Source organism: Cryobacterium sp. AP27 (genome assembly GCF_056680495.1).
In genome coordinates this window covers 1,434,552-1,454,144 of record NZ_CM155285.1, presented here as the reverse complement: position 1 = coordinate 1,454,144, position 19,593 = coordinate 1,434,552, and the positions used below count along the sequence as shown (strand labels likewise).

The following is a 19,593-nucleotide window of genomic DNA, read 5'->3' as shown; positions in this document are numbered from 1 at the left end:
CCGTCGGCTGTCACCCGATCAGTTCTCGTCCAGCAACGCGGCCGCGTACATCGGCCGGGCCGCGTCGGCGCTCGGGGGGTGGAAGAGACTGGCCGTGGCATCCCGGAGCAGCCGGCTGAGCTCGTGTCCGTTGCCGAATCCGGTGCCGCCGGCGCATATCAGTGCCGTCTCGGTCGCGTGCCGCGCAACGTTCGATGCGTTGATGCGTGCGCTGACCAGCCGCAACGGCCATCCGTTTCCGTGATCGACGAGGTCGTCGACATCGCGACTGTAGGCGTCTAGTTGCGCCGGCACGGCCATGTACTCCATGTGTGCGTCGGCCAGGCGTGCTCGGAACTCCGGCACCTCGGCATACGTCGTGCCACTCCTGGCCGATGTCCGACTCTGCAGACCCTGCGCGGCCAGATCGAGCGCACGGCGCGCAACCCCGGCGTAGACCGACCCGATCAGCAGCTGAAAATGGCTCGCGATCGCGAAGGTCAACAGGTCGGGCTGTCGCCCCGTCGGGATCATTCGGGCAACCTTCTCTGGCCGCATTCGCACGTTTGTCAGGATAGTCGCGCGGCTCTGAGACGCGCGCATGCCGAGCACATCCCACTGGTCCGACACCTCGATGCCGGCGGCCGAGCGCTCGAGGAAGCCGTATACGAGCGTCGGGTTCGCGGGGTCCGTGCTGTCCAACCCGTGGGTAATCAGGCGTGTCCACACCGGTGACAACGACGTGAAGATCTTCACCCCGGTCAGCAGATATCCACCGTCTTCCTGCGGCTGCGCGACCGTGTTCGAGTCCTGCAGCACCCAGTCATTCGCGGGTTCGCTCACCCCGAACGCGAAGATCTCGCCGGTCATCGCTTCGGCAAACACGTACGTCAGCGATCGGTCGCCGCGCTCGACCATCGCTCGCACAACGCCGGTACACATGAGATGCATATTCACCGCGAGGGCCGTCGCCGGAGCCGCCGTCGCCAGGCGCTGCTGTAGCCGGGAGACTTCGTTCAGGGTCAGCCCCGCGCCTCCGAATTCTGTCGGAACGAACATGGTGAAATACTGGCGCTCGCTGAGCTCGGCAAAGTCCTCGTCGAAGAAGCGGTTTTCCCTGTCGTACACGCCCGCGCGCTCGCGGAACCGCTCCAACAGGCCGTCGGGAAGATATGTCTCGGCCAACTCCGCGTGTCGGGCTTCCCGATCCGGCATCTTCGCTCCTTCGTCGTTCATTCCTGTGTGAAATCACCATGGCACCGGTGCGTCCGCCGAATCCGAGGAGACCGGTCGGCCGCTCCGGAACGTCAAGCCGCACTGCGGGCGCGAGCGGCTGCCCACTTCTCGGCTCCTTGCGTGTTGATCTCGAGGATAGCCTTCAGCGATCAGGTGGATGCATCCTGTCCGTCTGGAGCGCCCTCCACCCGTCGTGTTGCTCGGCGTCGTTCGTCGCGTGGGGCCGCTGGGAGGTCTGAGGCCCCGGGCGTGGAAGATAAGGCATCCGCCCGATGCCCGTGGGCCACCTTAGGGAGGAATCTCAATGCTGTGCACGAACGCACGAACGCACGAACGCACGAAAAGAGGCAGCATGCTCATCTCCGAGGATTCGTTCTACCGGCTCTACCAGCAACGTGAAAGGGAACTCACCCGCGAACTCGAATATCGCCGCATCGCAGCGGCGAGGGCACTCGATGCACCGCCGCGGGTGCGGCTGACGATGGCGCAGCGGCTTGCTCGTCGGATGCGCGGAGTTTGGCAACATTCGCCGCTGGGCGTGGTGTCGCCGAAACGACCGCATCCATCACCGTGAGCGGCACGGCCGTCGAAGCGGATCCGCCCCGGGGAGCTCGACCGTTGGAGCCCCAGGAGTGGCACCATAGAGAGGTGCAGACCACGACGTGCCCGTCACTGATCGGCCGCGAGAGCGACCTCGAAACGCTGCGCAACGCCTTCCGCACGGGCATCGCGGGCACGACCAACACCGTTGTGCTCGGCGGCGAGGCCGGGATCGGCAAGACCCGGCTCGTCGAGGAATTCGTCTCCGGCCTTGCCGCCGACGCGATCGTGCTGCGCGGGCAGTCCGTCGATCTCGATCGGGATGCGCCGCCGCACGCCCCGATCATCGCCGCGCTCCGAGCCCTTGCGCGTGAGGTCGGGGAACGGACGTTGCTTGAGGCGTCGGGCCCGGCCCGCGACGCGTTGCTCGTGCTGCTTCCGGAACTCGGCGATCAAACCGAAGCAGGCGATCCCGCGGGGCGAGGGGGCGCCGACCGACTCTACGACGCGGTCGCCGGCACTCTTGAAAACGTGGCACGCACGCACCCCCTCGTGATCATCATCGAAGACCTGCACTGGGCCGACCACGGCACCCTCGCCCTGCTCCGTTTCCTTGTGCGGGTGATCGAGCGGGCCCGCATGCTCTTCGTCTTCACCTTTCGAAGCGACGAGCTCAGTCGTGGCAGCGACCTCCGCGCCTGGCTGCCCGAACTCGACCGAAACCGCCGCGTCGAGCGGCGCGAGCTGTCACGGTTGAACCGCAGGCAAGTCAAGCAGATGGCTACCGTGCTCCTCGGTACGACACCCAGCGAACGCGAGCTTGGCGTCGTCTACGAGCGCACGGACGGCGTTCCGTTCTTCATCGAGGAACTCGTCGGCTGCGAACGCTATGCGGGCGTCGACAGCGTCCCCGAGACGCTGCGCGGCCTGCTCCTCGCCCGGTATGAGCAACTGAGCGACCCGACCCAATGCATCCTGCGGCTCCTCGCTGCCGGCGGCGTGCGGGTGGAACATGAACTCCTTGCCCTCGTCACCGATGCGACCGCCGACGAGATCGACGACGCGGCGCGGGAGGCCGTTTCCTTAAGCGTGCTCGTCGTCGACGACACCGCCTACGCCTTCCGTCACGCCTTGGTACGCGAGGCGATTCACGAGCAACTGCTGCCCGGCGAGCGGGTGCGGTACCACACGCGGTACGCACAGGCCCTTGACGCTCGGCAGGGCGATCTAAAGGCCGATGCGACCGCGATCTCGTACCACTGGATGGCCGCGCACAGCGTGACGAATGCCTTCTCGGCGTCGATCGCTGCAATGATCCAGGCGCGCCAGTCCTACGCCTTCTCCTCTGCTGCCCGCATGGGGGAGCGCGCGATCGAGTTGTGGGAGCAGGTTCCGGATGCCGAGAACCTCGCCGGCCGTAGCCGCGTCGAACTGCTCGCCGAGACCTCTTACATTCTGCGCAATGCGGGCGAGAGCGACCGTGCCATCGCACTGATCGACGAGGCCATCGCCGCGTCCGGCCCGGCCGACACCGAACTGTACGCCCGCATGCTCCGCGACAAGGCTTCCTACCTTGCGAACGTCGGCCAGGTCGGTTCGATCGCCCTGCTCAGACAGGCACTCCTCGTGCTGAGTGACGCGTCCCGGAGCGTGCTCCGGGCGAATATTCTGGGCGAGCTCGCCGCCCGGCTGATGCTCGAGGCACGCTTCGACGAGGCCGTGGATATGGCCGACGCCGCCTACGCCGAGGCTCTGGACGTGGGCTCCCGGCCGCGGATGTCCGTTGCCGCGAACATCCGTGGGTTTTCCCGCCTGTCCGGCGGCGAGATCGACGCGGGCCTGGTCGACCTCGCCCTCGCGGGTGAGCTCGCCGACGGCAACGATTCGGCACGACTGCGGTACTGGGTTAATCAGTCCGACGCCATGTATCTGCTGGGCCGTTACGACGACGCGATCCGCATCGCCGAAGAGGGCGCCGAGCGTGCCCGCTCCCGAGGTGTCGAGCGCACCTCGGGCGTGATGCTGATGTCCAACGTGATCGGCCCGCTGCTGGCCCTCGGTCAGAGCAGCCGCGCCGACGACCTGCTCGACCGTGCGCTTGAACTCGACCCTCCGATCGGATTCAGCACCCACCTCCAACGACTCAAGTTGCAGTCGGTGCTGTGGTCCGGCGACGCGCGCCGTGCGGAGCGGATGCTGCGCGGCTGGCGTGGTGGGCTCAACCTTCAGCTTCGGATAGACGCACAACTGCGCCTCTCCCTCGCCGCGACCGCCGGCGAGATTGCGCTCGCCCGGGGTGACGTCCCCGGCGCGTGGCGGGAAGTGAGCATCGTGATCGAGCCCGAGCACCGATCCTTTCCCGCGTACGACCTGCCCCTGCTCGTGATCGCCGCGCGCATCGCCACGACCGCGCGGGCGACCGGAGTGGCTCTGGCCGTCCCCGGGTGCAGCGCAGCCGAGGCCGACGCTGACGCCGACGGCATCGAGGGGCGACTGCGTGCCGCCCTGGCAGCGTGTTCTGCGTGGCCGACCGCCCCGGCCCACCTGGCAATCTTCAACGCGGAGTTCGGCGGATCACGCCGGACCGGTAGCGATCCGCACCTGTGGATGCTCGCGGTGACAGCAGCCGCCGACGCGTCGGCACCGGCACAGCTTGCACCCTACGCCGCCCTCCGCCTGGCCGAGGCCCACGCGGCCGGTGGCGACCGGGCAGCGGCGCGTCTATGGGCGGAAACGGCGCGGCAAGACTCTGAGCGGATCGCAATGGGCCTCGTCGCCCTGCGGGTCATCGAACTCGAACGCCGGGTCGGCGGTGTGAAGGCGGGATCCGGTGATGTCGACTCGCGGCACTCCGGCGCCGCATCGCTGGAGGCGGTGCTGACCACGCGCGAGATTCAGGTTCTGGACCTGATCGCCCAGGGCCTCAGCAACCGAATGATCGCCGAGCGGCTCTTCATCAGCGTCAAGACGGCGAGCGTGCACGTGTCCAATATCCTGCGCAAAACCGGAGCGGCGACGCGTACCGAGGCGGCCTACGTCGCCCGCAGCTTCGCGGCGCCCCCGGCCGAGCCGCAGTCGGCCGGGGGCGCGCTGCTGCCTTAGGCGGGCCCGGCCCTCAAGCCCACAGATAGGGCATTGGCCGGATGCGACACGCCCCTCTTAGAGAGAAATCTCGGTTCTACCGAAACCACTTCTCACGACAGGCGGCACTGATGTTCATTCTCCTCATCGTCCTCGGCGCGATCGCCCTCGCAGCGATCGGATCGACCCTTGTCCAGGTCGTCCGCGACGGCTACGGGCGCATCGCCGACCGACCCGAACTTTTCCGCCCGAGGGAGCGAGACTATTTCCTCGAGCGGGGACTCGCGCGCGACCCGGGGCGCTAACCAGTTGCGGGTGGCGTCGACCGCGGCCGTGATCGCGATTGGCGCGGCTCACGCCAGAAGGGTTCTCCCGCCGGTCACCGTCTTGTCGCCCCGGCACGACGTCAGTCCTCTCGGATCTCGGCAAACAGCTTTTTGGTGGACGAATACCACTCCATTGATTGCTTGGGGTGTTTCCAGCGCGACTTCATCTCCGTCAGGGCTTGCGCGTGGGTGCTGTCTCCGGCCTTCACCGCGTCGCGGAGATGACGATCCTGAGCCTTGATCACGTCATCGGCGGTGGTGCCGCGCAAGAGTTCTTCGCACGCGCCGCCCAGCTGGCGGCAGGTCATTGTTTTCATCGACTCGAATCCTCACTGTGATCGAGCGGCCTCTGTCTGAGGTCCGCTACAGGTATGACGGTCGGGCGCCAACGATTGTGACCGTGGACGTGCTCGGTACGGCAGGTCAACTCCGGCGCTCGCCAGCGTCACGGCGGATGATGTGTTCCAAGGTTGCCGGGTCGGCGCGGAAATCGATCCGAAACACGACACTGTCGACGATCGTGAAATCGAACGCAACCCGTGGCGAGCCACGGTGAAACCACGCGGCACCCGCACGGCCGTCGATGAACACGGGCAACGCGGCCTTCGCAGCGCCGTTGAACATAGCCGCGACCGCGCTCCGTCCTTCTATCCGGGTCGCAGTGCCCACCGCAATCGCCGCCTCATCACCGGCGACCACCACACCCGGTGCCAGCAGCTCCAATAACTGCTCAAAATTGCCCTGCCGTGCGGCGGCAAGGAACGCATCAACAACTTGCCAGTCTGCTCTCCGATGAGCGACATCAAGCGGGCGGATCTTGCTGCGCGCACGCGAGGCGAGCTTACGCGCCGCGGCAGGAGTGGTGCCGAGGATCATTGCCAGAGTGGGAAAGTCAACGCTGAAGCTGTCGTGCAGCACAAAGGCGACACGCTCGTTCGGTGTGAGGCGATCCAAGACCACCTGGAGCGCAATCCCGACCGTGTCGGCCAATGCGAGTTCGTCGGCCGGGTCCGTGGCTCCCGACGGGAAGGCCATGTCGTCAACGAGAATCGGCTTCTCCACCCGCAGCCGGTCCAGGCAGAGGCGCGTCGTGACGGTGGTCAACCACCCGGGTAGGTTGTCGATGACGGCTTCCGTGCCGTGAAGCCGGAGCCAGGCCTGCTGGACCATGTCTTCGGCCTCTCCGTTATCCCGCAGCAACCGCCCCGCGATACGCAGCAGTCGTGGACGCTCCCGCTCGAAAACGGCCGTCTGGTCCATAAGCGTCACGTCCCCATTCCGGATTTCATACTAAGGATGACGTATCGACGGCGCCCCGTGTGACGGGGATGTCGATCAGGTTCCCTGACGTCACCGCGTGGTGTCGCCGGGCTCCACCCTGCACCGGGAAGAGAACACCCGTCCTCGAACCCTTGCAGCCACAGCGACGGCGGGTCACACTAGTCGGGACAAACGACGAGGGGAAGCACCCATGCCGCACGGAGACATCACCCACATCGACATTCCCGTGAGCGACCTCGCCAAAGGCGCGAAGTTCTACTCGGGACTGTTCGGCTGGCAGATCGCCGAAATGCCGGGGTTCGAGGGCTACCCGATGTGGCAGGCGCCGAACAAAGTCAGCGGCGGGGGACTGGCGCCACGAAGCGAGGATTTCACTCAGCCTCGGTCCTATGTCGAAGTCGACTCGATCGACGACACGCTCGTTGCCGCTGTCGCCGCGGGCGGCTCGGTCGCAATGGAAAAGGAAGCGATCTCAGACACCAGCTGGTGGGCGATCATTCGCGACCCGGATGGCAACGTGATCGGGCTCTACGAGGGATTCACGGACACGGAGGCACAGTGACACCACGCCACCCCTCGACGGCGTGAGCATCTAATCGATCGGCTTGAGTCGGAATCCGAGCTTCAGGTGGGCCTGGAAATGATCGATGCTGCCATCCACGAGATGGCCCCTGACCTGAACGACTTCGAACCAATCAAGGTTTTCCATGGTCTCGCTGGCCCGACGGATCGCGTTGGCGATGGCCTCGTCCGTGCCAATGGGCGACGTTCCAACGACGTCGATGACTCGATAGGTATGTTCAGACATGGTGTGCTCCTGAGGGCTCGTCAGTGAACGGATTTGAGGAATGCTACCGCATGCATCGGCCAGGCCACCAGAGCAAGCAGAAGTCTCATCCTGCAAATGACCTGATCCTCGGTATATTCCACTGCTCTTGCCATGATTGTGTTCGCAAGGCCTTGCCTTTGCCGGCGCGTGGGCGTTAGATACTTGGGTGAATACGTCTGTTCCCCTCCGGCAGGGCGTGCGGTCCCTCGTGCGCAAGTCCCTCGCGGTGATCGGCGTGGCCGTTCTTGCCTCCGCGTTGTCGGCCTGCACGGCCGCGTCACCGGCGATTCCCGCCTCTGCTACCCCGGTCCCGTCCGAGTCGTCGTCGGCCTCCGAACCCATGAGCATCCTGATCGGGGCGGAGACGACGGACATTCTCGACCAGAACGGCGCCGTCCTTGTCTCACTCCGGTACTCCGAGGACGGAGACGCCGCGGTCGCCGCCGCGATCGCCGTACTCGGACAACCGCAGGACACCCGTCACCAGGACCGGTCGAATCACTACCCGGAAGTGGATGGGAGTTCCTGGGGCGGTTTCGACATCGTGGTGAACCGGTACGCAGATGAGGCCCTGCTCACGGGCGATGCGGCCCGGTATCAACCCGCATTCAGTGTGCAGGCTACCGCTGCCGCCACACCCGCAAACATCACCATCGCCGCGGCCGACCACACGCGGGTCGGCGACGATCTCGACGCGGTCGCCGCAGGCCGGCCCGCGAACCGCGTTCACCTCCTCGACGCGCTCGGTATACGCTCTGTGACGCTCGAGCTCCCCGCATCTTTTTCCGGAGTCATCACTGACGCCGGGGTGGACATGACCTACGGAGTTATCGCCCATGCCGATCCGGGCTCCAGCACCATCACCGACATCGCCGCACCGACCTATCTCTTCTCGCTCTCCTAGGTCCCGCCGCACGTTGGACCACGCCGAGTGACCACAAAGCCTCGCGCTTGACGCGAAAGCGGGTGCACTATGGGCGCATGAGCAGCTACGTGTTTGACTTCGCCAGCGGCAATATGAGCCAGAAAGACCTCCTCGGCGGCAAGGGAGCCAACCTGGCCGAGATGACCAACCTGGGACTGCCCGTGCCGCCGGGTTTCACCATCACCACCGTGGCCTGCAAGGCCTATCTGGAGCACGGCACCCATCTCCCGGGCCTCACCGAAGAGGTGGCGGTCCATATGGCGGGGGTTGAGAAAACTGTGGGACGACGGTTGGGCGACGCGGAGGACCCCCTCCTGGTCTCGGTGCGTTCGGGCGCGAAGTTCTCCATGCCCGGGATGATGGAAACGGTGCTCAACGTCGGCCTCAACGACGACTCCGTGAAGGGTCTGGCGCGGCAGTCCGGCGACGAACGCTTCGCCCTCGACTCCTACCGGCGCCTGCTACAAATGTTCGGCGACACCGTGCTGGGCATTGAACGTGATGTGTTTTCCGAGGCCCTGGACCAGTTGAAAGACCGGGTCGGGGCCACTCGGCCTGGGAATCGCGGAATTGGGTGAATTGGTGGCAACGTTCCAGCGGCTCATCCGCCAACACGCGGGGCGGGAATTTCCCCAAGACCCGAATGAGCAGCTTGAACTCGCGGTGCGGGCCGTTTTCGACTCGTGGAACACCGAACGAGCGGTGCTGTACCGTCGCCAGGAACAGATTCCCGACGATCTGGGAACCGCCGTCAACGTACAGGCGATGGTGTTCGGCAACCTCGGTCCCGAGTCCGGTTCCGGGGTCGCGTTCACGCGAGACCCGGCCAGTGGTTCGCAGGGAGAGTATGGCGACTACCTGCAGAACGCGCAGGGCGAGGACGTCGTCGCCGGCATCCGCAACACGGTGTCCCTGGCGGACCTCGGCGAGCTGGACCAGACATCGCACGACGAGCTGCTCGCCATCATGCGCACCCTCGAAGATCATTATCACGACATGTGCGACATCGAATTCACCATCGAGCGGGGCAAACTGTGGATGCTGCAGACGCGCGTGGGGAAGCGCACGCCTGAGGCGGCCTTCCGGATCGCCGTGCACATGGCCGACGAAGGACTGATCGACCTCGATGAGGCGTTGCGCCGGGTGACCGGCGCCCAGCTGGCTCAACTGATGTTCCCTCGGTTCGACGTGGACGCGAAACGCGAGTTGATTGCCACGGGAATGAACGCGTCCCCCGGGGCGGCGGTCGGCAAGGTGGTCTTCGACTCCGACACCGCCGTGGAGTGGGCCGAGGAGGGCCTGGACGTCATCCTGGTACGCAAGGAGACCACCCCCGACGACCTGCACGGAATGGTCGCCGCCCGCGGCGTTCTCACCAGCCGGGGCGGCAAGACCTCCCACGCTGCCGTGGTCGCTCGCGGAATGGGGCGCACCTGCGTCTGCGGTGCCGAGTCCCTCGACGTTGACATCCCCGCGCGGGAGTTTCGACTGCGAGATGGGCGCGTTGTTCGCGAGGGTGACCTGATCTCCATCGACGGCACCACGGGGGAGGTCTTCGCCGGTGCTGTCCCCGTCGCGCCGTCATTCGTGGTGCGCCACTTCGAAGGAGAGACGGTCGAGGAAGACCTGGTCTACGCGGTCGCCCGGCTCATGGACCACGCCGACAACACTCGGCGCCTTCAGGTGCGGGCCAACGCGGACACTCCGGAAGACGCGAACCGCGCCCGCCGGTTCGGCGCCCAGGGGATCGGTCTGTGCCGCACCGAGCATATGTTCCTCGGAGATCGGCGGCAGCTCGTTGAGAACCTGATCGTGGCAGAAGACGAGGCGGCCACCCAGGCCGCCCTCGACGAACTCCTGCCATTGCAGCGCCAGGACTTCACCGAAATTCTGGAGGCCATGGACGGACTTCCTGTCACGATCCGGCTCATCGACCCGCCGCTGCACGAATTCCTGCCGAACTACACCGAGCTGTCGGTCCGGGTGGCACTGGACGAGTTGCGCGGCAAAACGAAGAAGCGTCGAATCCGGCTCCTGGAAGCCGTCAAACGCCTGAACGAGCACAACCCGATGCTGGGCCTGCGCGGTGTGCGCCTCGGCATTGTGATCCCTGGCCTGTTCACCATGCAGGCCCGCGCGATCCTGGAGGCCGCCGCCGACCGGAACGCCGCAGGCGGGGACGCCCGGCCGGAAATCATGATCCCGCTGGTCGCCTCCGTGCGCGAGCTCGACCTGGTGCGGGCAGAGATCCTCGCGGTGGCCGAGCAGGTGGAGGCTGAGAGAGGCGTCGACATCCACTTCGAAATCGGTACGATGATCGAGCTGCCCCGCGCCGCGATCACCGCGGACAAAATTGCCCGATCGGCGGAGTTCTTCTCGTTCGGCACCAACGATCTCACCCAGATGACGTGGGGCTTCTCCCGCGACGATGTGGAGGCGGCGTTCTTCTCGACCTACCTCGAACACGGCGTCTTCGCGGTGTCTCCGTTTGAATCCCTCGATACCGAGGGGGTCGGAGAGTTGGTACGCACCGCCGTCGAACGCGGGCGCAGCACTCGGCCGGACCTGCACCTGGGAGTCTGCGGCGAGCACGGCGGTGACCCCGCATCGATCCACTTCTTCGACGACGTCGGCCTCGATTACGTCTCCTGCTCACCGTTCCGGGTGCCGGTGGCCCGGCTCGAGGCCGGCCGGTCGGCGCTCGGCGCCGCCTGAGACTCACAGGTGTCATCTGCCGGCTTCACCGCCCTGAAGCGGGGGAGCACGGGGTCGAGGTCCGGCACGAGTGTGGCCCGCGCCCATAGCCAACGGGCATCGTCGAGGCTACATTGTCATCACGTCCCTCGATGTCGAAAGGCGGCAGCCGTGATCTTCCTGAACAGGAGTGAAGCAGGACGGCTGCTGGCCGAACGCCTGGCCGAGCTGGATCTGTTTGAACCGATCGTCTACGCCCTGCCGCGCGGAGGCGTCCCCGTGGCCGCCGAGGTGGCCCGAATGCTCAAGGCTCCTCTCGACCTGCTGATCGTACGCAAGATCGGAGCCCCCGGATTTCCCGAACTGGCGCTCGGCGCCGTTGTCGGCGGAGCGGCGCCTCAGCTCATCATCAATGACGACGTGTACGCCGCCACCGGGTCGGATGCCGCCAACCTCGAACGCACCAAGCGAAGCGAGCTCGACGAAATCGCCCGCCGTCGCAAACAGTATCTCGGGGATCGCCCCGTACAAGACCCCGCCGGCCGGGTGGCCATCGTCGTCGATGACGGGATCGCCACCGGAGCAACGGCCAGGGCGGCGCTCGCGGCGCTTCGGGCTCTGGGAGCGAAAATGACGGTTCTTGCGGCACCGGTCGCGCCGGCGCATGCCCTGGAAGAGCTCAAGTCAGAGGCGGACATCATTGCCGTGTTGCATGCACCCAACGAATTCTGGGCGATCGGCCAGTTCTATCGCGACTTCCACCAGCTGAGCGACGCAGAGACCATCAGCTATCTGCGATCAACCTGGGATACCGAGTGAAACGATCGGGTATCAGACAAGGGCAGAATTGACGTGTGTATGAAGTGGTCAGTCAATCCGGTACGGATGACTTTGTCATCGTTTCCTGCGACCGGTCGGGTCTCCAAACCGCGCCCTCCAGGTCGCTGTCAACGAGCGAGTTCCTGGCGTATGTCTCGCGCGTGGAACCCGGGGCGCCGCGATGGGTGTGGGCGGACACCTCCGCTGTGTATCCGCTGCTGCTCGAGCGCGGAGTTCGTGTGCACCGATGCCACGATTTGCGCCTGTGTCACGTCATTCTCCGCAATTCCGCGCTGAGCGTCGACAGCGACCTGGCCCGCCGCGCACCGGACGCATGGGACGGCGCACAGCCGCGTGACACCGAGCGGATCGACCTCGGGGCGACCCTGTTCGATTTCGACGAAACGGTCCCACCAGGCGACTCGATCGAGAAGCGCTCCCTTGACGAACTTCGCAGCCAGCTGGCCGCCGTGGCCGAGTCGCGCGACCCGGGACGCCTTCGCCTGCTGCTCGCCGCCGAGTCAGCGGGTGCCCTGATCGCTGCGGAGATGACGCGGGCCGGGCTGCCGTGGCGAACAGACCTGCACGAGCGGCTGCTGACATCCGAGCTTGGACCGCGGGTCGCCTACGGTGTGCGCCCGGACCGCCTCGAAGAGCTGGCCGGAGTGATCCGCATCCATCTCAACGATGCGCAACTCAACCCGGACTCGCCGACCGACATGCTCAAGGCGCTGCAGCGCGGGGGACTGCCCGTCACCTCAACCCGAGCCTGGGCGCTGCAGGAGCTGGAGCACCCCGTGATCGAACCGCTCCTGCGGTACAAGAAGCTCTACCGACTCCTGAGCGCCAACGGCTGGACCTGGATGGACACCTGGATCGTCAACGGGCGATTCCATCCGGAGTACGTACCCGGAGGTGTCGTCACCGGGCGATGGGCCGCGCGTGGCGGGGGCGCCCTCCAGCTGCCCAAACAGATTCGCGGCGCGGTGGTCGCGGACGAGGGCTGGACCTTCGTCGTGGCCGATGCCGCCCAGCTGGAACCGAGGATTCTCGCGGCGCTGTCCGGGGATCTCGCCATGGCGGATGCGGGCCGGGACACCGACCTGTATGCCGGCATCGTCGCCAGCGGCGTCGTCGACTCCCGCGATCACGCCAAGGTGGCCATGCTCGGCGCCATGTACGGGGCGACAACAGGAGAGAGCGGGCGCCTGCTCCCGAGCCTCGCCAGAGCGTACCCTCGCGCGATCGGCCTCACCGAATCCGCGGCCCGAGCGGGGGAGCGGGGCGAAATCGTCACGACGCGCCTCGGTCGCTCCTCACCCATACCGGCGCAGTCCTGGCACGACGCCCAGGCGCAGGCCTACGATCCGGGCGCCACGAGTTCGGATGAGCGACGAGCCAGGGCCCAGGCGCGGGACTGGGGCCGATTCACCCGCAACTTTGTGGTGCAGGGAAGCGCCGCGGAGTGGGCGTTGTGCTGGATGGCCGAGGTGCGCAAGCAACTGTGGCTGCTGCACGATACCGACGCCGGGTTCGACCGCGCGCCTCACCTGGTGTTCTTCCTGCATGACGAGATCATCGTGCACACACCACGCGCCCTCGCCGAACAGGTCGCCGCGGTGGTTCAGGAGGCCGCAGCAACGGCGGGGCGTCTCCTCTTCGGCACCTTCCCCGTTGACTTCATGCTCACGGTCGCGACGGTCGACACGTACGCCGATGCGAAGTAGCGGCAGGACGCCGCCGCAACAGTGCACGATGAGCCGGGATGGTCTGCTCCACGGACCCGGGCGCGGTCTTGTGGTTTGTCGGATCGGTGGGGCATAATTCAGCTAACGGCAGCAGTGTCGTGCAGTTCCGTTCAGAGGTCGTTGGGGAAGACGCCCCTCACACGAACGGAGAGAAAAGATGACTGCTACACAAACCCGTCGGGCTCCGACCGCGCGGGGTGTGCTTTACGTGCACTCCTCACCGCGCGCGCTGTGCCCACACGTTGAATGGGCCGCAGGTCGGGCCCTCGGAGAGGCTGTGAACTTTGACTGGGCCGACCAGCCCGTGCTCAAGGGTGCCCAGCGCGCCGAATATTATTGGGAGGGCGACCGGGGCACCGGGGCAGCGCTCGCATCTGCGCTGCGCGGGTGGGAGCACCTTCGATTCGAGGTCACCGAAGACGCCGGTCTCGGGACCGACGGCGGTCGCTGGCTGAACACGCCTGACTTGGGCATCTTCTATGCCCAGACCGACACCGTCGGCAACCTGGTCATCTCCGAGGACCGACTCCGATACGCGATGGAGGTGGCTGGATCAAATGTGCTAGAACTGCATCGGGAACTGCGCCTGGCCCTGGGGCAGGCGTGGGACGACGAACTGGAGCCGTTCCGTCACGCCAGCGACACGAATTCCGTCGTCTGGCTGCACAAGGTCGGCTGATCGGAGGAGGGCGCGGCCTGCGCGGTTCGAGCGCGCCGGTCCGGCTACCCTTGATACATGACTGCAGAAGAAGTGCCCGCTCTGACCGATGACGCCCTCGCGTTCGCCGAGACCGTCTTCGATCTGGCCCGCGACGGCCACACCGACCGACTCACCGCGCTGATTGAGCAGGGAGTCCCCGTCGACCTGACGAACGCTCGGGGCGACAGCCTGCTGATCCTGGCGGCGTACCACCAGCATGGCGACACGCTGACGGCGTTGCTGCGGCTCGGAGCCGATACCGCCCGGGTGAACGACAACGGCCAGACCGCTCTCGTCGCGGCCGTCTTTCGCAACAACGCTCCTATCGCCCTGGCTTTGCTGACGGCGGGCGCCGACCCGGAACTGGGCGCGCATCCGGCCCGTGCCGTAGCGCGCCAGTTCCGGCTGGCGGAGATGGAGCAACTGCTCAATTCCGCGTCGACAGCCTAAACGGACCGGAAGGCCACGACGGCGTTGTGGCCACCGAAACCGAAGGAGTTGCTCAGGGCGAGCAGGTCCCCGGCCGGCAACGTGCGCGGCGTGGTCACGACGTCAAGCGGAATCTCCGGGTCCTGATCCACGAGGTTGATCGTGGGGGGAGCCGTGCGCTCTGCCAGAGCCTGAACGGTGAAGAACGCTTCCAGCGCCCCGGCACCGCCCAGAAGATGTCCGGTGGACGCCTTCGTGGCGGAGACGGGAATGCCGTCGAGCAGGTCGCCGAAGACACGACGAAGCGCCTTGTACTCGGCGATGTCGCCGACGGGGGTGCTGGTGGCGTGGGCATTGATGTGGGATACATCCGACAGCTGCGCTCCGGCCCGCTCGACCGTTGTGGTCATGGCGCGAGCGGCGGCGGATCCTTCCGGGTCCGGAGCGGTGATGTGGTACGCATCGCTGTTCACCGCACCGCCGACGAGCTCGGCGTAGATGTGTGCGCCGCGCGCCTTGGCGTGCTCCTCGGTTTCGACGATCAGGGCCGCGGCGCCCTCTCCCAGCACGAAACCGTCGCGGGACAGGTCGTAGGGGCGGCTTGCGGTGGCCGGGGCGTCGTTGCGGGTGGAGAGCGCGTGCATCGCGGCAAAGGCCGCGATCGGCAACGGGTGAATGGCCGCTTCCGAGCCGCCGGCAATGACGACGTCGGCCAGTCCGGCCTGGAGCCGGTTGTAGGCGTTGACGAGAGCCTCGGTGCTCGACGCGCACGCGGAGACCACGGTTGTGATGCCGGCTCGGGCATGGAGATCCATGCCGATGGCGGCTCCGGGGCCGTTCGGCATGAGCATCGGGACGGTCATGGGCAGGACGCGCCGCGGGCCACGTTCACGCAGGGTGTCCCACGCGTCGAGCAGGGTCCAGACGCCGCCGATCCCGGTCGCCCAATCCACAGCGACACGGTCGGGCTCAACCTCGGGGGAGCCGGCGTCTGCCCAGGCCTCGCGGCCGGTGATCAACGCGAACTGGCTCGACGGGTCCAGGCGTTTGACTTCAAAGCGCTCAAGAACCGTGCTTGGGTGCACTCTTGCCTGAGCGGCGAAGGTGACGGGGATCTTGGTGTCGGCGACCCAGCCGTGATCGAGGGGGGTGGCGCCCGATTCTCCGGCCAGCAGTGCCGTCCAGGTATCTGACGCGTTGCCGCCGAGCGGCGTGGTTGCACCGATGCCGGTGATAACGATTTTCTTGGTCATAAGTCAACTCTCCATGAACGACAAACTTGAGGGCCGGAGGTGATTCACGGGTGCGGGAAAGCGATCGATCGCGATGCGCACCATGTCACAACCCGGTGAGCAGGCCGGTCGACGAGTGTCGGCCGGCCTGTTCGCAGGCTGGTGTTCTAGTCCTGTGCCTTCACAATGAAGTCGACAGCGTCGCCGACAGACTTGAGGTTCTTGACCTCTTCGTCGGGGATCTTCACATCGAATTTTTCTTCTGCGTTGACGACGATGGTCATCATCGAGATGGAATCGATGTCCAGGTCATCGGTGAACGACTTGCCGAGCTCAACCGTGTCGGTTGCGATTCCGGTCTCGTCGTTGATGAGCTCGGCCAGGCCGGCCAGAACTTCTTCGGTAGACAATGCCATAATGTTTTCTCCTTGGGGGGTTGACTCGGTTGACCGAGACCTAGTTTAGAGGGGTAGCGAGCGGGAGCCGCGCAGCGGCGGCCGGGCGGCGTGGCCTACGGCAGCACGACGACCTGGGCGCCGAAGACGAGACCGGCGCCGAAACCGATCTGTAGGGCGAGGCCACCGCTGAGTTCCGGGTGTTCTTCCAGCAGCCGGTGCGTGGCCAGTGGGATCGATGCCGACGAGGTGTTTCCCGTGGTGGCCACGTCGCGAGCGATCACAACGGACGCCGGCAACTTGAGCTGCTTGGCGAACTCGTCGATGATGCGCATGTTTGCCTGATGCGGGATGAAGGCGTCGAGCTGGTCGCTGGTGATGCCGGCAACCTTGAGGGCCTTCTTCGCGACCTTCGCCATGTCCCACACGGCCCAGCGGAAGACGGTCTGACCTTCCTGACGGAGCGTCGGCCATTCCGCCTCACCACGACGGTATTCCTGGAGCGTGGCGTTGGTGGAAATCGTGTCGGCCTTGGACCCGTCGGATCCCCACACCGTGGTGGAGATCCCCGCGAAGTCGCTCGGGCCGATGACGACGGCGCCGGCACCGTCGCCGAGAAGGAAGGAGATGCTCCGGTCCGTGGGATCGACGAGGTCCGAGAGCTTTTCCGCACCGATGACGAGGGCATACTGCGCCGCTCCGGCGCGGATCAGTGCGTCGGCCTGGGCAATTGCATACGCATAGCCGGCGCACGCCGCGTTGACGTCGTAGGCGGCGGCGGGGTTGGCGCCGACCCGGTCCGCGACAATGGCCGACACGGACGGGGTCTGACGCCCGTTGCTGATCGTCGCCACGATGACAGCGTCGATCAGGGCAGGGTCGATGCCGCTGCGCTCGATCGCTTCGCGGGCGGCATCCGTGGCCAGGTCAACCGTGTCGATGTTCTGGCTGGCTCGAGTGCGCGTGATGATTCCGGTGCGCTGCTGAATCCACTCGTCAGACGAATCGATGGCCTCAACGAGTTCATCGTTGGCGACGACGCGATCGCCGCGCGCGGCACCGACGGAGAGGATGCGGGTGTACTTCGGTCCGTGGGACTGCTGAAGCGTTGGCTTACTCATTCATCTCTCTCTAACTCGCGGCTGCATGCAGCGCGGTTCATGACTGCTGATCGATAAGGTCGAATGCGGCGGGGAGGTCGTCCGGTGTCTTGATGGCGACGCTGGGAACCCCCTTGAGCCCGCGTTTTGCGAGCCCGGTCAGGGCTCCGGCCGGTGCGAGCTCAATGATGCCGGTGACGCCGGCGGCGGCGAAGGACTCCATGCACCGATCCCACCGCACGGGCGAGGACACCTGGCCCACGAGCAACTCCACAAACCTGGCACCGTCGGTGACCCGGCCCCCGTCATTATTGGACCAGACGGGGATCGTCGGCGCGTTCGTGGACAGCGTCTGGGCGACGTCGGCGAGATGGTTGCGTGCCGGACCCATGTAGCGGGTGTGGAAGGCGCCGGCGACCTGCAACGGTATGACCCGGGCCCGGGTCGGCGGAGCGTCCGACAGCGTGGCGAGTGCGGGGAGTGCCCCCGCCACCACGATTTGCCCACCTCCGTTGAAGTTTGCCGGTTCGAGGTCCAGCGTGGCGAGAAGAGCAAGCAGCTCATCCTCGTTGGCGCCGATGACGGCGCTCATCCCGGTCGGTTCGAGTGCCGCCGCTGACGCCATGGCGAGCCCTCGTTCGCGAACGAAGCGGAGCGCATCGGTGGAGCTGAGGATGCCGGCCCCTGCGGCGGCGGTGATTTCACCGACCGAGTGCCCGGCGATGCCCGAGATGCGGTCGCGCCGACCGTCGGCCAGAAGTGCCTTCAGCGTGAGCAGTCCCGCCGCGACGATGAGCGGCTGGGCGACGGCGGTGTCGCGAATCACATCCGCCGTGCTGGTCGTGCCGTGCTCGAGCAGGTCGAGGCCCACCGCGGCCGACATCGCCTCCAGATCGGCCTCGAAACCGGGAAGGGACAGCCACGGCGTGAGGAAACCGGGGGTTTGGGAGCCCTGACCTGGGCAGACGACAACAATCACCTATTTAGTCTTCCAATCTCGAGTCGACGACGAGCGTGCATATCGTATGAAGAATTCAAGAAACCTTTGTGTGATACCGCAAAACGTGCAGATTAGCGGCGGCGAGAGGAGCCGTCGTGGTCGCTGATGGATCCCAGAATGAGCGCCGCCTGCAATATCAGGGCTTCGCGGGCCCCGGTCGCATCGTACCCGATGACCTCCGACACCCGCTTGAGGCGGTATCGCACCGTATTCGGGTGTACGAAGAGTTCGCGGGCGGTCGCCTCCAGGGAACGGCCGTTGTCGAGGTAGCACCACAGGGTGGTCAGAAGCTCGGTGGAGTGAGCCTGGAGGGGACGATAAATGCGATGGATGAGCGTCGCCCTGGCCAGGGGATCCCCGGCCAAGGACCGCTCGGGGAGCAGATCGTCGGCTCGCACCGGACGCGGAGCGTTGCGCCACGATCGGGCGACGGCGAACCCGGCCAGGGCGGCCTTGGCACTCTTGGACGCGTCGACCAGATTGGGAACCTCGTGGCCGAGCACGAGGTGACCCGAACCGAAACTCGGCTCCAGCTGCACGGCGATCTCCATGAAGGTCAGCGCAGCCGCGGTGCCGACGGGCTCATCCTGCTCCACCGGGGTGGGGCGGGCCCGACCGATGACCAGGACGAGACGGTTCCCCTGCACGCCGATGAGGACGTCGGCGGCCATGTGCCGCGCTGACCGGCGCAACTGATCGACGTCGAGCATCTTCGGCGTGGTGCCGACCAGAACGCAGACTTCACCGTGCCCGTGCCAGCCGAGTGCCGCGATCCGGCTCGGCAACTCGTCGTCGTATTCCCCGCTGAGAATAGAGTCAACGACCAGGGCTTCCAGACGCGCATCCCACAAGCCTCTGGCCTCCGCCGCCCTGGCGTAGACATCCGCGGACCCGAAGGCGATTTCACGCGAGTACAGCAGGATCGCTTCGCGGAGCAGCTCCCCGCCATCCTTGACGCGTTCTTCAACAACTTCCACGGTCACCCGGATCAGCTGCAGCGTCTGCTGCAGGCTGACCGAGCGAAGAAGCTCCCGTGGGGCGGCGCCAAAAACGTCGGCCGCGATCCACGGAGTGGAGCGCGGGTCCTCAAACCAGGAGATGAAGGATGTGATCCCGGCCTGGGCGACGAGGCCCACGGCCGACCGCCGCCCTGGTGGCATATCGCCATACCAGGGCAGCGTGTCCTCGAGACGCTTGAGCGTCGCCGTGGACAATTCACCCGAAATCGTTCGAAGCCAGTTGAGGGTCTGCTCTTTTGTTTTGGGCGCCGGTGCCACGG

The 19,593-nt window shown here is 66.1% G+C and carries 18 protein-coding genes and 1 pseudogene; 10 read left to right on the top strand and 9 right to left on the bottom strand.

Annotated elements, in window-relative coordinates:
* Window positions 1-18: 18 nt before the first annotated feature.
* Window positions 19-1,194, bottom strand: coding sequence for an acyl-CoA dehydrogenase family protein (locus AC1MB9_RS06850; protein ID WP_479964594.1), 1,176 nt, complete (start codon window positions 1,192-1,194; stop codon window positions 19-21).
* 373 nt (window positions 1,195-1,567) lie between these two features.
* Between AC1MB9_RS06850 and AC1MB9_RS06845 the strand changes: the two genes are divergently transcribed.
* The 3 genes from AC1MB9_RS06845 to AC1MB9_RS06835 all read left to right on the top strand — a co-directional run bounded on the left by AC1MB9_RS06845 (window position 1,568) and on the right by AC1MB9_RS06835 (window position 5,141).
* Window positions 1,568-1,789: a hypothetical protein gene (locus AC1MB9_RS06845; protein ID WP_479964279.1), complete on the top strand. Its 222-nt coding sequence runs from the start codon at window positions 1,568-1,570 to the stop codon at window positions 1,787-1,789.
* 74 nt (window positions 1,790-1,863) lie between these two features.
* The gene (locus AC1MB9_RS06840; RefSeq protein WP_479964278.1) at window positions 1,864-4,857 is read left to right on the top strand and encodes a helix-turn-helix transcriptional regulator; all 2,994 of its coding nucleotides are present in this window, start codon (window positions 1,864-1,866) and stop codon (window positions 4,855-4,857) included.
* A gap of 110 nt (window positions 4,858-4,967) precedes the next feature.
* Complete coding sequence (locus tag AC1MB9_RS06835) at window positions 4,968-5,141, top strand: hypothetical protein (protein WP_479964277.1); 174 nt, start codon at window positions 4,968-4,970, stop codon at window positions 5,139-5,141.
* Window positions 5,142-5,242: 101 nt separating this feature from the next.
* On the opposite strand, the gene AC1MB9_RS06830 is transcribed toward AC1MB9_RS06835, so the two are convergent.
* A complete protein-coding gene (locus AC1MB9_RS06830) occupies window positions 5,243-5,479 on the bottom strand; it encodes a hypothetical protein (protein ID WP_479964276.1) in 237 nt (78 codons plus the stop codon).
* 106 nt (window positions 5,480-5,585) lie between these two features.
* On the bottom strand, window positions 5,586-6,422 hold the full coding sequence (locus tag AC1MB9_RS06825) for a sigma factor (RefSeq protein WP_479964275.1): 837 nt from the start codon (window positions 6,420-6,422) through the stop codon (window positions 5,586-5,588).
* Between the two features lie 211 nt (window positions 6,423-6,633).
* Between AC1MB9_RS06825 and AC1MB9_RS06820 the strand changes: the two genes are divergently transcribed.
* Complete coding sequence (locus AC1MB9_RS06820; RefSeq protein ID WP_479964274.1) at window positions 6,634-7,005, top strand: VOC family protein; 372 nt, start codon at window positions 6,634-6,636, stop codon at window positions 7,003-7,005.
* Between the two features lie 30 nt (window positions 7,006-7,035).
* Here the strand turns inward: AC1MB9_RS06820 and AC1MB9_RS06815 are convergent, their stop codons facing one another.
* Window positions 7,036-7,251, bottom strand: a complete 216-nt coding sequence (locus AC1MB9_RS06815; RefSeq protein WP_479964273.1) for a dodecin — start codon at window positions 7,249-7,251, stop codon at window positions 7,036-7,038.
* 187 nt (window positions 7,252-7,438) lie between these two features.
* Between AC1MB9_RS06815 and AC1MB9_RS06810 the strand changes: the two genes are divergently transcribed.
* The 6 genes and pseudogenes from AC1MB9_RS06810 (at window position 7,439) to AC1MB9_RS06785 (ending at window position 14,608) form a co-directional block, all read left to right on the top strand.
* Complete coding sequence (locus AC1MB9_RS06810) at window positions 7,439-8,176, top strand: hypothetical protein (protein WP_479964272.1); 738 nt, start codon at window positions 7,439-7,441, stop codon at window positions 8,174-8,176.
* A gap of 77 nt (window positions 8,177-8,253) precedes the next feature.
* Window positions 8,254-10,912 (top strand): annotated as a pseudogene (ppdK, locus tag AC1MB9_RS06805) (pyruvate, phosphate dikinase).
* 150 nt (window positions 10,913-11,062) lie between these two features.
* Window positions 11,063-11,710 (top strand): phosphoribosyltransferase, encoded by a 648-nt coding sequence (locus tag AC1MB9_RS06800; RefSeq protein WP_479964271.1) that lies wholly within the window; start codon window positions 11,063-11,065, stop codon window positions 11,708-11,710.
* Between the two features lie 35 nt (window positions 11,711-11,745).
* Window positions 11,746-13,437 (top strand): bifunctional 3'-5' exonuclease/DNA polymerase, encoded by a 1,692-nt coding sequence (locus AC1MB9_RS06795; protein ID WP_479964270.1) that lies wholly within the window; start codon window positions 11,746-11,748, stop codon window positions 13,435-13,437.
* Between the two features lie 178 nt (window positions 13,438-13,615).
* On the top strand, window positions 13,616-14,137 hold the full coding sequence (locus AC1MB9_RS06790) for a DUF3145 domain-containing protein (RefSeq protein ID WP_479964269.1): 522 nt from the start codon (window positions 13,616-13,618) through the stop codon (window positions 14,135-14,137).
* Between the two features lie 57 nt (window positions 14,138-14,194).
* Window positions 14,195-14,608 carry an ankyrin repeat domain-containing protein gene (locus AC1MB9_RS06785; protein WP_479964268.1) on the top strand — a complete coding sequence of 138 codons (414 nt, stop codon included), beginning with the start codon at window positions 14,195-14,197 and terminating at the stop codon, window positions 14,606-14,608.
* Here the strand turns inward: AC1MB9_RS06785 and AC1MB9_RS06780 are convergent.
* From AC1MB9_RS06780 to AC1MB9_RS06760, 5 genes are all read right to left on the bottom strand, one after another.
* Window positions 14,605-15,840 carry a beta-ketoacyl-[acyl-carrier-protein] synthase family protein gene (locus AC1MB9_RS06780; protein WP_479964267.1) on the bottom strand — a complete coding sequence of 412 codons (1,236 nt, stop codon included), beginning with the start codon at window positions 15,838-15,840 and terminating at the stop codon, window positions 14,605-14,607. The two genes, AC1MB9_RS06785 and AC1MB9_RS06780, sit on opposite strands and share 4 nt — an antisense overlap.
* Window positions 15,841-15,986: 146 nt before the next feature.
* Window positions 15,987-16,235, bottom strand: coding sequence for an acyl carrier protein (locus tag AC1MB9_RS06775; RefSeq protein WP_134171507.1), 249 nt, complete (start codon window positions 16,233-16,235; stop codon window positions 15,987-15,989).
* 95 nt (window positions 16,236-16,330) lie between these two features.
* Complete coding sequence (locus tag AC1MB9_RS06770; protein ID WP_479964266.1) at window positions 16,331-17,335, bottom strand: beta-ketoacyl-ACP synthase III; 1,005 nt, start codon at window positions 17,333-17,335, stop codon at window positions 16,331-16,333.
* A gap of 37 nt (window positions 17,336-17,372) precedes the next feature.
* Window positions 17,373-18,293, bottom strand: a complete 921-nt coding sequence (locus AC1MB9_RS06765; protein WP_479964265.1) for an ACP S-malonyltransferase — start codon at window positions 18,291-18,293, stop codon at window positions 17,373-17,375.
* A gap of 92 nt (window positions 18,294-18,385) precedes the next feature.
* A complete protein-coding gene (locus AC1MB9_RS06760; protein ID WP_479964264.1) occupies window positions 18,386-19,591 on the bottom strand; it encodes a PucR family transcriptional regulator in 1,206 nt (401 codons plus the stop codon).
* Window positions 19,592-19,593 lie beyond the last annotated feature (2 nt).

What these genes read in the sequence shown, in the direction of transcription:
- AC1MB9_RS06850 (WP_479964594.1), bottom strand. Translation starts at nt 1,194, where the DNA reads ATGCCGGATCGGGAAGCCCGACACGCGGAGTTGGCCGAGACATATCTT.
- AC1MB9_RS06775 (WP_134171507.1), bottom strand. Translation starts at nt 16,235, where the DNA reads ATGGCATTGTCTACCGAAGAAGTTCTGGCCGGCCTGGCCGAGCTCATC.
- AC1MB9_RS06820 (WP_479964274.1), top strand. Translation starts at nt 6,634, where the DNA reads ATGCCGCACGGAGACATCACCCACATCGACATTCCCGTGAGCGACCTC.
- AC1MB9_RS06785 (WP_479964268.1), top strand. Translation starts at nt 14,195, where the DNA reads ATGACTGCAGAAGAAGTGCCCGCTCTGACCGATGACGCCCTCGCGTTC.
- AC1MB9_RS06790 (WP_479964269.1), top strand. Translation starts at nt 13,616, where the DNA reads ATGACTGCTACACAAACCCGTCGGGCTCCGACCGCGCGGGGTGTGCTT.
- AC1MB9_RS06780 (WP_479964267.1), bottom strand. Translation starts at nt 15,840, where the DNA reads ATGACCAAGAAAATCGTTATCACCGGCATCGGTGCAACCACGCCGCTC.
- AC1MB9_RS06770 (WP_479964266.1), bottom strand. Translation starts at nt 17,335, where the DNA reads ATGAGTAAGCCAACGCTTCAGCAGTCCCACGGACCGAAGTACACCCGC.
- AC1MB9_RS06830 (WP_479964276.1), bottom strand. Translation starts at nt 5,479, where the DNA reads ATGAAAACAATGACCTGCCGCCAGCTGGGCGGCGCGTGCGAAGAACTC.
- AC1MB9_RS06825 (WP_479964275.1), bottom strand. Translation starts at nt 6,422, where the DNA reads ATGGACCAGACGGCCGTTTTCGAGCGGGAGCGTCCACGACTGCTGCGT.
- AC1MB9_RS06815 (WP_479964273.1), bottom strand. Translation starts at nt 7,251, where the DNA reads ATGTCTGAACATACCTATCGAGTCATCGACGTCGTTGGAACGTCGCCC.
- AC1MB9_RS06845 (WP_479964279.1), top strand. Translation starts at nt 1,568, where the DNA reads ATGCTCATCTCCGAGGATTCGTTCTACCGGCTCTACCAGCAACGTGAA.
- AC1MB9_RS06835 (WP_479964277.1), top strand. Translation starts at nt 4,968, where the DNA reads ATGTTCATTCTCCTCATCGTCCTCGGCGCGATCGCCCTCGCAGCGATC.